Raw genomic sequence first — 15,309 nt, 5'->3', positions numbered from 1 at the left:
CTTCGCTAAATCGCCCCTCACGAGTGCCGCCTTAGCTCAGTTGGTTAGAGCGCTGGATTGTGGATCCAGAGGTCCCCTGTTCAAGCCAGGGAGGCGGTACCATTTCCCCGGACTTGCATCGATTGCCGAATAAGGTCTCGGGGGTGATCCGGCGCTTGCCATAAACCGCATTCTAGAGGTGTAGTTGAGACATGCCGGACGCTAAGTTTTCAGAAACCCGCACTGCCGCCCGCCTTTCTGTCGCCCCCATGATGGACAGGACGGATTTTTCTAAAAGTTTATTTAAATCAGATATTTAATCCTTCTCTGCAGTAAATGTTGTCCTAAAAAGTGTTCCTAGTTGTCCTACCAATGGCTTTGGTCATTGAATCTCGCTCTAAACGACTGGTGGCGTCGCAATGAGCCCATTGCCGACTTTGCCGAGTGATCTGGTAGCTGCGAGTGAATTCGGTAGCTCTGAGCCCAAAGCGGACGTAACCGACGACAAGTTAATCCGCGCTTTTGTCACAGTTATTGTCGACTAAGAGAACGCTCTGTGTATTCGCATTTCCACAAACGTAAGAAGCTTGAGACCGACCAAGTTCAGAGCTGACCATAAGAATCAGTCTTTCTAAATCGTGTTTGTTCTCTGGAAAACGGTGCTGATATGATTGTTTGCAATCATTTGTTCAAATGCAGGGACCTCGCTTCGGCGACAAGATTCTCTGGACAGCATGGTTTTCTGGACAGTACGTTCGAACATACTCAAAAAAATGAATACATGGAGGGGGGACCCGAATGTGCTTTTGTTCAACGACTTTGGAAGGCCTTCAAAGACCTGCCAAGCTGATAGGCTTTACGATAGCTGCACTCGCAACGGGAGCGACTACCGTAGCCGCCGGTGAATGCAGTTTAAGCGGAGTTCCCAGCCTCCCCGATATGACTGTCTTAACTGTAGAAGCGCTGCCTGAACCTGCACCGCATTGTCGTGTTATCGGTGAAATTGGGACCGAGACCGGATTTGAACTGCTGCTTCCGGACGACTGGAACGGTAAGTTCGTCATGGGCGGCGGCGGAGGGTTCTCGGGCGATTTCAACAATGCCGCTATGGCTTTGGGTAATGTGCTTGCCGACGGATGGGCGACCGTCACGACGGACACAGGACACAAGGGCAACGCTATCGTCGCAAGCTGGGCCCTAAACAATCTTGAACGCCAGGTCAGTTTTGGGTTCCAGGCCGTGCACAGAACGGCTGTGTCGTCCCAAGCGATCATAGCTGAGTATTATGGGTCGGAAATACAGCGCAACCTTTTCTATGGATGCTCCCGTGGCGGTGGTCAGGCTTTGATGGTCGCGCAGAGATCACCGGGCGTTTTCGATGGCATCTATGCCGGGGCACCAGCCTACTCCTGGACAAAGGAGATGGCTGGCCGGTGGACTTACGACGCCATGAACATGTTCCCTGATCCAAACCAGATTTCGACACCAGTCATCGATACCGAGGCGCAAGCCCTTCTCGGGAATGCCATCATGGCACAATGCGACGCGATTGACGGGCTTGAGGACGGCATTCTGAATGATCCGCGCCAGTGCGACTTTGTGGTGTCGAGCCTGCTGTGTGGAGAAGGTGAAACCAATCAGTGCCTGAGCGCAGAACAGGTCCGGGTCGCAGAAGATCTCTATCGCGAGGTGGAATTCGGGGGCATGTCGTGGCCCGGCATGCCGATGGGCGTGGAGTTGCCGGACAATCCGCTGGGTTGGTCGATGTGGAATACTGGAGGCTATGTCTAGGGCGCCGAAATCGACTTCCACCCCGGTGACGGCGATGAGGATGCGGTGGTGTATGAAGCGCCTCCGATTCCCAATGCAACCTGGGGTTTCTCTACACAATTGATGAAGAACTTCTTCTACGGCGATCCTGACTGGACTTATGAAGATTATGACTTCTCTGACTTCGCCCATCACGCTGCGCGCTTGAGCCCGACGCTTGATGCGGAAAATCCTGACCTATCGGAATTCCGGGCCAATGGCGGCAAGCTTATAATTGACAACGGCTGGATGGATGGGTCGCTGTCTGCACACGGAACTATTGCCTATTACGAACGGGTGCTTGAACACGACCCTTCTGCTCGCGACGATGTACGCTTGTTTATTCGCCCCGGCATCACCCACTGCCGGTTTGGGCCTGGACCGGACGGCACAAACTATATCGAGGCGCTGGAAGAATGGTTGGACACAGGGGTGGCACCTGACCAACTCGACGCGCCTTATGTCCATCCGCTGACCCGCGAGCCCACCGGACAAGGCGGACGGATTATCTGCGCGCATCCGGCCATTGTAACTTACGATGGGAGTGGCGATCCGAGTAAACCAGAGAGTTTCAGTTGCGTCGTTCCAAACTAGCGAGCCAGAAGAGTGTTGGGCGTGCTCGTTGAACGTTTCGACATGTTCCGCTTCGAATGTCACGATCTTTGTGTGTGATACGCTTTTGTAATTAGGATCAAAAAGAAAATGGAATTCTTTCGCAGCAAATGCTCCATAAATCGCTGTGAATTCTTCGGCACATTCTTCGTAGCCATCTCCATGGCATTGCTTAGCTTTTCTCAGGTGACGGCGAGCGAACTAGATGAGGTTGTCGAATTGTTGGAACGACAGGTCTTCGAAGGTGTCGTTGAAGCTGGGGAACGCACACAGGTCTCGAACAGCATTAACGGAACGCTGGTTAGTGTGAACTTCATCAACGGGCAACGCGTCGAGAAAGGCGAGGTGCTTTTTGAACTTGCAAAGCAGACCTTTGAACTGGACGTCGAACTGGCTGAGAATGAGGTGCGGCGACGAGAAGTGGAACTGGAAATCGCACGCGAAGCGGCAGAGCGTGCGTCCTCCCTAGCGGGCACAGGTGCTGCCACAGCGTTGAGGAAGCTGGAAACCAAACAGGCGCTTGCTCTTGCTGAAGTAGCGTTAAGGGAAGCGCAGGCAAAGTTAAAGAAGGCGCAGGTTGTTCTGTCCGCAACCAAAATCGAAGCGCAGGCTTCCGGCTGGATTGTCGCCCCAAAGCATGATCTCGGAGCTTATTTGAAAACGCAGACACGCCGTCCACTTGCAGAGATTTTGGACCTGAACACGGTTCTGGTTTCGTATCTTCAGCCTTATGACACACTCATTGCACTTCAGAACGTCTCACCAGTGCCTATACCTAAGCTACTTAAGAAGCTGGATGTTTACGTGATCCTGCCCAATGGCACAGTATTCGAGGAGTCCGGAGAAATAATCTCAACCGACAATGAGTTGGATGAGCAAGGCAATCTGCGCGTCTGGGCAAGGTTCAATAATCCGCAGACACTTCTGATCCCAGGCCTGAAAGTCCAGGCAAAGGTCGAACTCAAGAACTAATACCTTCTTATCTGGATGCCGGTTTTACGCAAAGTGCAATTCACCTCCGCTTTGTCCTGTAGAGAACGCCTTAATCCAAGCAGAAAGAGCGACAGCGTTTATCTTTTTGCTTCGGGTGTTAATCCGCGAACGACCGGTTTGTCCGCATAGCGGCCGTCAACGACGATTAGTGCTGCACCCGCAGCGAATGGCTGTTTAGTGGCCAAGGTTTTTTGTAGGCGTGCTTCATTTTTTCCACGCCTAGTCAAATACGCGTTACCTTTTAGCTATGAAACTGATTAAACTCTCGCAGCGCCTTCTTGCGCCTTTCATCAAGGAAGATTGCTAGATCCTCGATGTGGACACCCTTGTGGCTTTTTTGGCTCAAATCAGTACGTACCAAGGGCAGAGCAACCTGAAAGTCGTTTATTTTCCTTATGAGCTTGGGAAGTGACAAATGCTGAAAGAAGTCATCTCTAACCTGCTCCAATGGTATTATTGGCAGACCATTGTAGCGTGCGAGTAGAAGAAATCTTGTGTCCATTGCGTTTTGTTCTTGTCTATTGCTGTCGGTCCAATTTTGCACTAACCCGACAAGTCTGAAGCGGAAGCGGTTTCCAAGGTGTTAAGTCGTGGAAAATAAAAGAAAAAAATTATGGAAAAATGCAACTTTAAGTTGTGCACCGATGATGGACTGGACGGATCGTCACTGTCGGTATCTGCATCGTCTGCTGAGTTCGCGAACGCTGTTGTACACTGAAATGGTGACGGCACCCGCTTTGGTTCGGGGCGGGGCGTTGCATTTGCTTGAATACAGCCCCCAGGAACATCCAATCGCGCTTCAGTTGGGTGGGTCCGATCCAAGCGAGTTGGCACTGGCTGCTAAGTTGGGGGCCGAGGCTGGGTATGATGAGATCAATTTGAATTGTGGCTGCCCGTCCGACCGTGTGCAATCGGGCACGTTTGGCGCCGTATTGATGCGCGAACCTGAGCGTGTTGCGGAATGTGTTGCGGCAATGCGAGAGGTCGTGGAGGCTGAAGTCACTGTAAAGTGCCGGATCGGCGTTGATGAGCAAGACCCTCAAGAGGTGCTGCCCGTTTTCCTTGAGCAAATCAAAGCGGCGGGATGTGAACGTGTCACAATTCACGCTCGAAAGGCATGGCTGCAAGGGCTAAGCCCTAAGGAAAATAGGGATATCCCTCCGCTTGACTACGAACTGGTTCATCAGATGAAGGCAGATTTTCCCGACCTTCACATTTCGATCAACGGCGGAATTACATCGCTGGCACAGGCGCAGGAGCAACTGGACGCAGGGCTTGATGGCGTCATGATCGGGCGCGCGGCCTATCATCAGCCAACGGATATTCTGGCCGGAGCAGATCCGCTGATTTTTAGAATCGGCCAGATTGCAGATCCAATGGACGTGGTTCAAAAAATGTTGCCCTATGTCGAAGCCCATCTTGCCGGTGGTGGGCGATTGCACCAGATCACACGTCATATGCTGGGTCTGTTCGCAGGACGTCCAGGTGCGCGGGGGTGGCGACGGATGCTATCTGAGGGCGCAGTGCGCGAAAATGCAGGGCCTGAGGTGATCCTGCGGGCTCTGGATTCGATTGTGTCGAATGCATCGGTAGAGCAGGCGGTTTGACACGGCCCTTGGCTGATTTGGAGGGATGATGCCGGATACGATGTTGCTGGCCCAGATGCTGGGGCTATTGCTTGTAATTGGCGCTTTCGCAGGGGTTTTGGCCGGGTTGTTGGGCGTTGGGGGCGGTATCGTGCTTGTGCCTGCTTTCTTCTATGCGTTTCAAACACTTGGATATGGCGGCCCACAGTTGATGCAATTGTGTCTGGCAACTTCGCTGGCGACTATAATAGTGACCTCCGTCCGTTCGGTGCTGAGCCACAACAAAAAAGGTGCGGTTGATTGGGATATTTTGCGCAGTTGGGGGCCGGGCATTGCGGCTGGTGCGGTTATCGGCGTTCTGGTGGCTTCGGCGCTGAGAACAGAGTTGTTGCAGGCGCTATTCGGTATTCTTGGCATGGTCATCGGAGCCTATCTGGGATTGGGTAAATCCGAATGGAGGCTGGGGGACGCGATGCCCAAAGGTTTGCGCCGTGCCGCCTTGTCCCCCTCGGTCGGATTTCTATCGGTTTTAATGGGGATCGGCGGGGGCAGCTTTGGTGTCCCACTCATGAGCCTATACAACACTCCGATCCATCGCGCAGTTGCGACCGCCGCTGGATTTGGCGTGATCATCGCTGTGCCATCGGTGCTGGGCTTTCTGTTTCTTAACATCGCGCCTGAGCATCGCCCGCCTCTGACCATTGGAGCGGTCAATCTTGTGGCTTTCAGTATCGTTGTGGCCATGACCATGATCACTGCGCCATGGGGCGTAAAGCTTGCTCATGCGATGGACCCGAAACCGCTTAGACGCGTATTTGCGGTGTTCCTTACGCTCGTGGCGTTGAATATGCTGCGCAAGGCACTGGGATGGTAGACGCCTTTTGCAACCGCGGTTGGGTCAGGTTTTCTCATGATGCAGCACTCGCCCAGTGGGTGGCGCAGGTTCTGCCTGCGGCCCGCAACGCGATCGACGATCCGCTACATTCTATCTGGCATGATTGCGAGGGGACTTGGTTCATCGGTGTGGACGCGCTGGAAAACGACGCGCAGGGCAGGGTGGAAGGGTCGCCAGCATTGTCCGGCGCGGCAATTGAGTTCGCGCAGCAACAATTCGGGGCGATCGACCTGCATAAGGCGCAGGTATCGGTCATTTATCCTGGGTATCCTCAGCCTCGCCGGGGTGAAGGTGAAGCCGCCGCACGATATCGTGCCAATCGCGATGCTGCGCATGTGGATGGATTGAAGCCATCGGGACCAGACCGGCGACGGCACGTGGATGAACCGCATGCCTGGATATTGGGCATTCCGCTGACAGAAGCGTCTTGTGATGCCTCACCCATGGTGGTTTGGGATGGTAGCCATAAAATACTTGGTGCAGCGTTCCGCAACGCGCTGAAAGATGTCTCTTCGGGCGAATTGGCCAACACTGATATCACGGATACCTATCAGGCTGCCCGACTGGAGGTGTTTCAAAACTGTCGGCGGATTGAACTGCCTGCACGGCCGGGTGAGGCCTATCTGTTGCATCGTCACTGTCTACATGGTGTTGCCCCATGGGGCGCTAATGCGAATGCCGGGCCAGATGGACGGATGATCGCCTATTTCCGTCCCGAGTTGCCGGGCGGTGTGGCACAATGGCTGGAAACTCCGTAACCTCCTGCCATTATTTGGCTTTGGAGGATGATTTAGATGATTACAGTCCATACAAACTCTGATGGTGCGCTGATCGAAGTGGAGCTTTCAGGCGAGGTGACAAGCGCGGATTACGCCGCCACATTGGTGCCCGCAATCGAGGCGGCGCTTGAGGATCACGATTCGGTTCGCCTTCTGGCGATCGCAACGCCTGAGTTCAAAGGATACGACCTCGGCGCGGCATGGTCTGATACCAAGCTGGGGCTCAGTCATTGGCGTGGTTTTGATCGGATCGGGGTTGTCGCCGATCAAGGCTGGGTTCAGACAAGTATCCGATTGGCCGCCCCCATACTTCCGTGCCCTGTGCAGGTTTTTGGGATGGATGAAGTGGAAGAGGCGCGCCGCTGGATGCGTGAGTCTCTCGGGGCGATCCATGTGACCGATCTAGGTGGGCCGTGTGTTCAGATTAGTCTGATGGGCAAGCTTGATTCTGAAGAATACGGTCAGGCGCAATCCGACCTGGATGCAATGTTGCGTGAACGCGACGGATTTCGTCTCCTGATTGATCTGCGCGAATTTGATGGCTGGCAAGGACTTACTGCGATGGCGGCGCATTTTCGGTTGGCCGCTGGTCATATCGGTATGTTGGACCGTGCAGCGATTGTTGGCGATAAGAGCTGGCAAAAGATGGCGCAACGCATGGCCAGTCACGTATTGGGGACCCGGACACAGTATTTTCCTGCAGAAGAGTTCGAAAATGCGAAAACCTGGCTTGCGGCAGGGTAAGCTTGCTCAAGTAATAGCTATTGGAAACAATGCCTTGACCGGCGCCAAATTGATCTTTTCCAAGGTGACGTTACGGAATGTAGGCTATCGAGTACGTTTTTATTGACTGGCTGGTCAAAAAATTAAAGTGTGCGTTTTATCTTTCCCACGTTGCGAGGGAAGGGTGAAAACTGTTTCGCGCCGCTGTGGGTTGCCACTCACTCGACCTTCGGTCTCCGGGCTCTTCTACCCCCTCAGAGTTCGGGTCTGAACCACAGCGGCGCGGCTATTTTTGTTGATCTGGCCCTAAGATGAAACTCCGCTCAGTTTTGAACCGAATTTTGATTTGGGAAAGGTCGGATCGACCTCGAGTCAGCAGCGTCCCAGATGAAGCGCGCAAAAACTTGAAACAAGCGGCAAATCGGGCTGAATTGGTCGAATTGTTCGGCGCAGAATTACGAGACCGAAATGCGCTCCAAGAATTACCACCAACTCATAAAGCTAAATTCTGACATATAGCTTTATGAATTGCCCAAACGTGCGGCACGCCCGCCACGACGCCTGGCCAGACGCGGTTTGCGTTCGGGAAGGTCTTGCATAATCTCGGCCCGTTCGCTGCTATTCATTTTGGACCAGCGCGAGATCTCGTCAATTGTACGATAGCAACCAGTGCAGATACGCTCGGTCGGGTGAACGACGCAGATCTGGATGCAAGGGCTTTCGACCTCGTCCCGTTTCCAAACCATATTCGTCATTGGCGATATCCGATCCGTCAAAGAAAGCGCAGTCTGTCCAGCGCCCCTTGCAGGATATAGCCGGCGGCGACGTGATCGATAACCTGTCCGCGACGTTTTCGTGTCGTATCCGCCTCCAACAGTGCTTTTTCTGCCGCAACCGTGCTAAGCCGTTCGTCCCAGAACCCGATGGGCAGATCGGTTAAACGTGCCAGATTACGGGCAAATGCACGCGTGGACTGACATCTTGGTCCCTCGCTGCCGTCCATGTTGCGAGGCAGCCCTAAGACAATACCGCCAATCTCACGGTCGGTCACGATCTCGATCAAACGCGCGGAATCCAGCGTGAATTTCTTACGACGAACGGTTTCAAGCGGAGTCGCAACGCCACGCATTCGGTCGGACACCGCAACTCCAATGGTTTTCTCGCCCAGATCCAGACCCATGAGGGCCGACATCGGTGAAAGGGCGGCGGCGAATTCCTCGAAGGCATCGTGGATCATTGTGCGATACCAGCCTGAACTGATGCAGCGTCGATCATTTGCAACGCCTGATCGTTACCCGCGAAAACTGCAACAGCCTCGTCACGAATTTTTATCGCCTGCGCCGCTTCGCCCAATACGCCTAAGGCTGCGATCAGTCGCGCCCATTCCTCGGGCGATCCACCTTCGCTGGCCAGCCGTTCAGAAAGCCGATCCACCATTCCTCGTATCATGTCCTGACGTTCTTCGGGCGATAGCTCGGCGGCAGCGTCCATATCTTCCTGGCTGGGACCTGGTGCCGCTGGCGTTGCAGACAGATCCGGCGCGTTGAATACCCCTGCGCGAAACGCCAAATCGTCGATCTGGGCACGAATGGCGTCTGCCCAAGGCGCACCTGCAGGTGCGTCGCGCAATGTATCCACCCAAACCCGATAGGCCATATCTGGTCGTCCGGTCTGCGCCAGCATTTGTCCCCAATAATATCGCGCAGGACCCAATCTTGGATTTCGCTCGAGCGCGTATCGCAATGCCTCCTCCGCTTCGGGAGAGACATAACCACCAGCGGCCAGAATCATCATCTCGGCCTGATCGGAATAAGCTTGTGCCGGTGCGCTTTCACCCGACAGCTCGATTACTCGCGTCTGCGCCTCATAACCTGCTTTAAAGTTTCCGGCATTAGTCTCATGCTGCGCTAACAGAGTTTGCCCTTGCAGATCATCCGGTCGTACGGCCACTGTTTCGCGCAATCGATTCAGAAGGTTTTCGTAACTTTCGTCCAGTGGCGGTGCTTGCACCGGCGTTGCCAATTCCTCGGCTTCTGCCTGGCCAGGCCGGTTCTCGCGCAGTTCTTCTGCCATTTCCAACCGCGCCGAAAGTGGCATATCTGGAAATCCGGCCGCACCCAGTTGGCGATACATTGCCAGCGCTCCACCAATCAGTATGGCCGCCATGACGACGAAGGCCACGACAGTGACTGTTGGTGATGGTCCTGTACTTTCAGCCTCGCCGCGCATCTGCGCATCAGTCGCCAAGATTCGGCGAGCGATTTCCGTGCGCACGCGTTCGGCATCGGCTTTTGCGATAACCCCGCGCGCCAAGTCTCGATCAACGCTTGTCAGCTGCTCGCGATAGACGCGCAGGTCATAGGCGGCGGTAGGGCCCGAGTCGCGACGACCGCGCAGCATGGTGTAACCCAAAAAAACGGCGATGAGCAGTGCAATCAGGAAGATGAGAACCCAAAACGACATGGTCCCTCCAAAATGGTTGCCCTGACTTAGACCTGTCTGCGCATGGAAAAAAGGGACAAATGGCCGCTAGGGGCGGTCATGTCGCAATAGTGCATTATTGCGACGTTGTGCGGCAGGGCTAATATGTCAATGCACGGCATATCTGCGCCAATCATCGAAGACCGAACGGATTCGCTCATGAAACACTACTCAGCCTTTGCTGTGGCGCGCGAAGCGCTGCGCTACCATACCGGGTGGGAACGCGCCTGGCGTTCTCCTGAACCGAAAAAGCGCTATGACGCTATCATCGTCGGTGCAGGTGGGCATGGTCTGGCAACTGCTTACTATCTCGGGAAGAACTACGGCATTCAGAATGTTGCGGTGATCGAGAAGGGCTGGCTGGGCGGTGGCAACACGGGCCGGAACACGACCATTATCCGTTCGAACTATCTGCAGGATCCTTCGGCGGCGATCTATGAAAAGGCGCGCGGCTTGTACGAGGATCTTAGCCAGGAGTTGAACTACAACATCATGTTCAGCCCGCGCGGCGTGATCATGCTGGCGCAGACTCAGCACGAGATTCGCGGCTATCAGCGCACCGCGCATGCGAATGCGCTGCAGGGTGTTCAGACCGAGTGGATTGGACCCGAGCGCGTGAAAGAGCTGGTGCCGATCATCAATCTGGAAGGCCCGCGCTATCCGGTTCTGGGCGGGCTCTGGCAGGAGCGTGGCGGCACCGCGCGCCATGATGCCGTGGCGTGGGGCTATGCACGTGCATGTTCCGCAATGGGTATGGACATCATCCAGCAGTGCGAAGTTACCGGCGTGCGTCAGGAAAATGGCCGCGTTGTCGGTGTCGACACCACCAAGGGTGCCATCGATTGTGACAAGCTGGGAATCGTAGTTGCGGGCCATTCCGGTCAGCTGGCCGAGATGGCGGGATTTCGTCTGCCGCTCGAGGCCGTAGCCCTGCAAGCGCTGGTGTCCGAGCCAATCAAACCCTGCATGGATGTGGTCGTCATGGCCAACACGGTGCATGGTTATATGTCTCAGTCCGACAAGGGCGAGATGGTGATCGGTGGCGGTACAGATGCCTATAACAACTTCACCCAACGCGGTTCGTTCCACCACATTGAGGAAACCGTCCGCGCGCTGGTCGAGACCTTCCCGATGATCTCGCGCCTCAAGATGCTGCGCCAGTGGGGTGGTATCGTGGACATGACTGGCGATCGGTCTCCAATCCTGTCGAAGACGCCGTTGCAGGGCTGCTTTATCAACGGTGGCTGGGGCACCGGAGGCTTCAAGGCGATTCCGGGATCCGGCTGGGGCATGGCACAGCTGATGGCGACCGGCCACTCATCGCTGACTGAAGCCTTCTCGCTCGACCGCTTCAAGGAGGGCCGCTTCATCGACGAAAGCGTCGCCGCCGGGGTGGCGCACTAGGGGTACACCCCAAACGCGCCACTGAATAGAATTCTGGTCGGCCAAGTTGTCGACCAACCGCCAAAAGGATGAACATATGCTGATCCTAAATTGCCCCTATTGCGGCGTCGACGCCGAAGAAACTGAATTGGCTGCTGGTGGCGAGGCGCATCTGAAGCGCTTTGGCCCTGGTTCGTCTGATGACGAATTCCATGACTACCTGTTCATGCGTGAAAACCCCAAGGGTGTTCATTTCGAACGCTGGCGCCACGCCAACGGTTGCGGCAAGTGGTTTCACGCCGCCCGTTGCACCCAATCACTCGAGGTGTTCGGGACCTATTCCGCCCAGACCTCCGAGCCGCCAAAAGAAATCAAAGACGCCATCACCGCAAAACGCCCTGGATGGACGTGGAGAGAGTTCTCCTGATGCTTCATCTTTTCAAAAATACTCCCGCCGGAGGCTCTGACGCCTCCACCCGCGAAAGGTCCGCACTATGAGCACCCGTCTCGCAAAACAAGGCCGGCTAATCGACCGGTCGAAACCGGTCAACTTTTCCTTCAATGGCACCTCGATGCAGGGTTACGAAGGTGACACGCTTGCCTCGGCTCTGCTGGCCAATGACCAGATGATGATGGGCCGGTCTTTCAAGTATCACCGTCCGCGCGGCGTCGTTGCCAGCGGCGCGGAAGAGCCTAACGCTCTGGTCGGGTTGGGGCAGGGCAGCCGCTTCGAACCGAACCAGCGCGCGACCACGACCGAACTGTTCAATGGTCTGACCTCGGTGTCGCAGAACCACTGGCCGAACCTTGAGTTCGACATTGGTGCAATCAACACGCATCTGTCACGGTTCTTGCCTGCCGGTTTCTACTATAAGATGTTCATCCACCCGAAGCCATTTTGGAAACATGTGTATGAACCTTTCATCCGTCAGTCGGCGGGCCTGGGCAAAGCGCCGGATAAGGAAACCAAGGACGCGGACACCTACGAACACTTCTATGCTTTCACCGATGTTCTGGTGATTGGTGGTGGTATCGCAGGTCTTCAAGCCGCCAAAACGGTTGCGCAGTCGGGTGCCAAGGTGTTGCTGATCGAGCAAACCGCCCATTGGGGTGGTCGCGCCCCGGTTGATGGCGGAACTGTCGGCGGTGAGCCTGTGGATAAGTTCGTGGAACAATTAGTTTCCGAACTCGAAACAATGGACAACGTCACCATGCGCAACCGTTGCATGGGGGCAGGGGTCTATGATCACGGCTATGTGTTGGGATACGAACGTCTGACCGACCATAAACCCGGCACCCAAGGTCCGCGTCACCGTTTGTGGCGGATCCGCGCCAATCAGGTGGTTACGGCGACAGGGGCAATCGAACGACCGCTTTCCTTCGCTGGGAATGACGTACCAGGTGTGATGCTGGCCGCAGCTATGCGCGACTATGTGGTCAACTGGGGTGTGACTCCGGGTGAGCGGGTCATCGTTGCGACGAACAATGACGATGCTTATCGCACGGCGATCATTCTAAAGCAGGCAGGTGTAGATGTTCTGCGTGTGGTCGATGCGCGCGATACCGCAGGTCCGTTGGCAGAAGAGGCGCGACAGCTGGGCATCCGTGTTGATCCGGGCAAGGCGATTGCAAAGGTCAAAGGCGGCAAGCGCGTGAAAAAGGTCGAGCTTTGCAACCAGAACGGCATCGGCGGCGCGCGCGAAGAGGTTGAGTGTGATGCGGTTGCGATGTCGGGCGGCTGGTCTCCAGTTGTTCACATGTGGTCGCACTGTGGTGGCAAGCTGATCTGGGATGAGGCCCAGGTCCATTTCCGCCCCGACCCGGCGCGTCCGCCTCTGGGTGCCAATGGTGAAGGGTTCGTCGTTGCAGCTGGGGCGTCGAACGGACCGCTGGCATTGGCCGAGGTTCTGACTGATGCACATGCGGCAGGTAAAGCAGCCGCCAAAGCAGCGGGCTTCAAACCCAAGAACACCAAGACTCCTGTCGGTGAAACCACCGAAGAAGCTGCGATGGAAGCCGTCTGGCTCATGCCTGCCAACGCAGAGATTCAGCTGCGCATGAAGTCATGGCTGGACTTTCAGAATGACGTCAAAGTCTCTGATGTGCAGCTAGCAGCACGCGAAGGCTACGAGAGTGTTGAACACACCAAGCGATATACCACTCTGGGTATGGCGACGGATCAGGGTAAGCTTAGTAATATCAATGGCTTAGCAATTTTGGCTGATGCGCTTGAGTCCGAGATTCCGAAAGTGGGAACCACTACTTTCCGCCCGCCATACACGCCCATTTCGATGGGTGCGATTGGTGGCGAAGCGCGCGGTGACGTGTTCCAGCCGATCCGGCAGACGCCGATGCACAATTGGCACGACAAGAACGGTGCCGATTGGGAACCGGTCGGTCATTGGCGTCGGACGTATGCTTATGTGCGTCCCGGTGAGTCCGTGCATGACGCGGTGAATCGCGAGGTGAAGAACACCCGCGAAAATCTCGGTCTGCTGGATGCCTCAACGCTGGGCAAGCTGATCGTCAAAGGCCCCGACGCAGGTAAGTTCCTGGACATGATGTACACCAACATGATGTCTACACTGAAGGTTGGCAAATGCCGCTACGGCCTGATGTGTTCGGAAAATGGTTTCCTGATCGACGATGGCGTTGTTGCACGGATCGACGAAGATACATGGCTGTGCCACACCACCACAGGTGGTGCGGAGCGTATCCATGGTCACATGGAAGAGTGGCTTCAGACCGAGTGGTGGGACTGGAAGGTCTACGTCGCGAACGTCACCGAGCAATATGCGCAGGTCGCCGTGGTAGGTCCGAACGCTCGCAAGGTGCTGGAAAAGCTGGGTGGCATGGATCTATCGAAAGAGGCGCTGCCGTTCATGGAATGGCGCGATGGCAAGATCGGCGCGTTCGACGCGCGGGCCTACCGCATCTCGTTCTCTGGCGAGCTGTCCTATGAGATCGCGGTTCCCGCCTCTCAGGGGCAGGCGTTCTGGGATGCTCTGATGGACGCAGGCAAGGAATTCGGCGTGATGCCTTACGGCACCGAATGTCTGCACATCCTGCGGGCCGAGAAGGGCTTTATCATGATCGGCGATGAGACCGACGGCACCGTGATCCCGCAGGATCTGGGGCTGCACTGGGCTCTGTCGAAGAAGAAAGAGGACTATCTCGGAAAACGTGCCCATTCGCGCAGCCATATGGCCGATCCAGAACGCTGGAAATTAGTCGGTCTTGAGACTGTGGATGGATCGGTTCTGCCGGACGGTGCCTATGCGGTGGGCGAGGGCGTGAATGCGAACGGTCAGCGCAACATGATCGGGCGCGTAACCTCGACCTACTACTCGGCCAATCTGGGCAAAGGCATCGCCATGGGCCTGATCAAACACGGCCCCGACCGGATGGGCGAAGTCGTCGAGTTCCCGGGCACTGACGGCAAAACCTACAAGGCCAAGATCGTGGACCCGATCTTCTATGACAAGGACGGGGAGAAGCAGAATGTCTGAACCCATCAGCGCACTGAACCACGCCTCATATGATGGCATCGCCAAGATCGAGGAATGTGGCCTGCAGGGCATGATCACATTGCGCGGTGATCTGTCGGATAAGGTACTGGCTAAGTCTGTCAAAGGCGCCACCGGGCAGAAAGTGCCCGGTCAGCGTGAAGCGTTTGTGAATGGCGACACCGGTGTTTGCTGGATGTCCACCGACGAATTGCTGGTGCTTGTGCCTTATGCCGAGGTCGAGGCCAAACTGGCCGCGATGACCAACGCGCTAAGCGGTACGCACGCGCTGGCGGTCAACGTCTCCGACGCGCGGGCCGTATTCTGCGTTTCGGGCGCGAACGCGCGCGAGGTATTGGGCAAGCTGGCTCCGGTTGAGCTGTCGGCCGAGGCATTCCAACCCGGCCAGATCCGCCGTTCGCGTTTGGCGCAGGTGGCAGGTGCCTTCTGGATGGACGACGCTGAGACTTTCCGCATCGTCTGCTTCCGCTCTGCGGCGGATTATGCGTTCAAATTGCTGAAGGTTGCGGCGCAGCCCGGCAGTGAGGTCGGGGTTTATTAAG

The 15,309-nt window shown here is 55.8% G+C and carries 15 protein-coding genes and 1 tRNA gene; 12 read left to right on the top strand and 4 right to left on the bottom strand.

Going from position 1 to position 15,309, the window contains the following annotated elements:
* The first annotated feature begins 25 nt into the window (after positions 1–25).
* From ACR0DU_RS11330 to ACR0DU_RS11315, 4 genes are all read left to right on the top strand, one after another.
* Positions 26–102 (top strand) — tRNA-His (locus ACR0DU_RS11330).
* Positions 103–918: 816 nt separating this feature from the next.
* Entirely contained in the window at positions 919–1,770 is an 852-nt protein-coding gene (locus tag ACR0DU_RS11325; protein WP_480874602.1) for a DUF6351 family protein, read from the top strand.
* A gap of 102 nt (positions 1,771–1,872) precedes the next feature.
* Positions 1,873–2,382: a tannase/feruloyl esterase family alpha/beta hydrolase gene (locus ACR0DU_RS11320; protein WP_480874600.1), complete on the top strand. Its 510-nt coding sequence runs from the start codon at positions 1,873–1,875 to the stop codon at positions 2,380–2,382.
* Between the two features lie 180 nt (positions 2,383–2,562).
* Positions 2,563–3,372 carry an efflux RND transporter periplasmic adaptor subunit gene (locus tag ACR0DU_RS11315; RefSeq protein ID WP_480874599.1) on the top strand — a complete coding sequence of 270 codons (810 nt, stop codon included), beginning with the start codon at positions 2,563–2,565 and terminating at the stop codon, positions 3,370–3,372.
* A 262-nt stretch (positions 3,373–3,634) separates the two neighbouring features.
* On the opposite strand, the gene ACR0DU_RS11310 is transcribed toward ACR0DU_RS11315, so the two are convergent.
* Positions 3,635–3,895: a pyocin activator PrtN family protein gene (locus ACR0DU_RS11310; protein WP_480874845.1), complete on the bottom strand. Its 261-nt coding sequence runs from the start codon at positions 3,893–3,895 to the stop codon at positions 3,635–3,637.
* Between the two features lie 88 nt (positions 3,896–3,983).
* Here ACR0DU_RS11310 and dusA point away from each other — a divergent pair, with 88 nt between their 5' ends.
* Genes dusA through ACR0DU_RS11290 form a run of 4 tightly spaced genes read left to right on the top strand, consistent with a single transcriptional unit; the run spans position 3,984 to position 7,397 of the window.
* Positions 3,984–5,000 (top strand): tRNA dihydrouridine(20/20a) synthase DusA, encoded by a 1,017-nt coding sequence (gene dusA, locus ACR0DU_RS11305; RefSeq protein ID WP_480874596.1) that lies wholly within the window; start codon positions 3,984–3,986, stop codon positions 4,998–5,000.
* A 28-nt stretch (positions 5,001–5,028) separates the two neighbouring features.
* A complete protein-coding gene (locus tag ACR0DU_RS11300; protein WP_170472371.1) occupies positions 5,029–5,853 on the top strand; it encodes a sulfite exporter TauE/SafE family protein in 825 nt (274 codons plus the stop codon).
* On the top strand, positions 5,847–6,632 hold the full coding sequence (locus ACR0DU_RS11295; protein WP_480874593.1) for a hypothetical protein: 786 nt from the start codon (positions 5,847–5,849) through the stop codon (positions 6,630–6,632). The genes ACR0DU_RS11300 and ACR0DU_RS11295 overlap by 7 nt, the downstream gene beginning before the upstream one ends.
* A 36-nt stretch (positions 6,633–6,668) precedes the next feature.
* A complete protein-coding gene (locus tag ACR0DU_RS11290; protein ID WP_010442016.1) occupies positions 6,669–7,397 on the top strand; it encodes a SpoIIAA family protein in 729 nt (242 codons plus the stop codon).
* A gap of 500 nt (positions 7,398–7,897) precedes the next feature.
* On the opposite strand, the gene ACR0DU_RS11285 is transcribed toward ACR0DU_RS11290, so the two are convergent.
* Genes ACR0DU_RS11285 through ccmI form a run of 3 tightly spaced genes read right to left on the bottom strand, consistent with a single transcriptional unit; the run spans position 7,898 to position 9,839 of the window.
* On the bottom strand, positions 7,898–8,131 hold the full coding sequence (locus ACR0DU_RS11285; RefSeq protein ID WP_010442017.1) for a DUF1289 domain-containing protein: 234 nt from the start codon (positions 8,129–8,131) through the stop codon (positions 7,898–7,900).
* A 17-nt stretch (positions 8,132–8,148) separates the two neighbouring features.
* A complete protein-coding gene (gene ruvX / locus ACR0DU_RS11280; protein WP_010442018.1) occupies positions 8,149–8,613 on the bottom strand; it encodes a Holliday junction resolvase RuvX in 465 nt (154 codons plus the stop codon).
* Positions 8,610–9,839 (bottom strand): c-type cytochrome biogenesis protein CcmI, encoded by a 1,230-nt coding sequence (ccmI, locus tag ACR0DU_RS11275; protein WP_480874590.1) that lies wholly within the window; start codon positions 9,837–9,839, stop codon positions 8,610–8,612. The genes ruvX and ccmI overlap by 4 nt, the downstream gene beginning before the upstream one ends.
* Before the next feature lie 177 nt (positions 9,840–10,016).
* Here ccmI and ACR0DU_RS11270 point away from each other — a divergent pair, with 177 nt between their 5' ends.
* The 4 genes from ACR0DU_RS11270 (at position 10,017) to ACR0DU_RS11255 (ending at position 15,308) form a co-directional block, all read left to right on the top strand.
* A complete protein-coding gene (locus ACR0DU_RS11270; protein ID WP_010442020.1) occupies positions 10,017–11,261 on the top strand; it encodes a sarcosine oxidase subunit beta family protein in 1,245 nt (414 codons plus the stop codon).
* Positions 11,262–11,337: 76 nt separating this feature from the next.
* On the top strand, positions 11,338–11,667 hold the full coding sequence (locus ACR0DU_RS11265; protein ID WP_480874588.1) for a sarcosine oxidase subunit delta: 330 nt from the start codon (positions 11,338–11,340) through the stop codon (positions 11,665–11,667).
* Positions 11,668–11,734: 67 nt separating this feature from the next.
* Positions 11,735–14,749 carry a sarcosine oxidase subunit alpha family protein gene (locus ACR0DU_RS11260; RefSeq protein WP_480874585.1) on the top strand — a complete coding sequence of 1,005 codons (3,015 nt, stop codon included), beginning with the start codon at positions 11,735–11,737 and terminating at the stop codon, positions 14,747–14,749.
* Positions 14,742–15,308, top strand: a complete 567-nt coding sequence (locus ACR0DU_RS11255; RefSeq protein ID WP_480874582.1) for a sarcosine oxidase subunit gamma — start codon at positions 14,742–14,744, stop codon at positions 15,306–15,308. Before ACR0DU_RS11260 ends, ACR0DU_RS11255 begins: the two co-directional genes overlap by 8 nt.
* Position 15,309 lies beyond the last annotated feature (1 nt).

The organism is Ruegeria sp. G2, from assembly GCF_056533505.1.
This window is presented reverse-complemented; position numbering and strand designations above follow the sequence as displayed.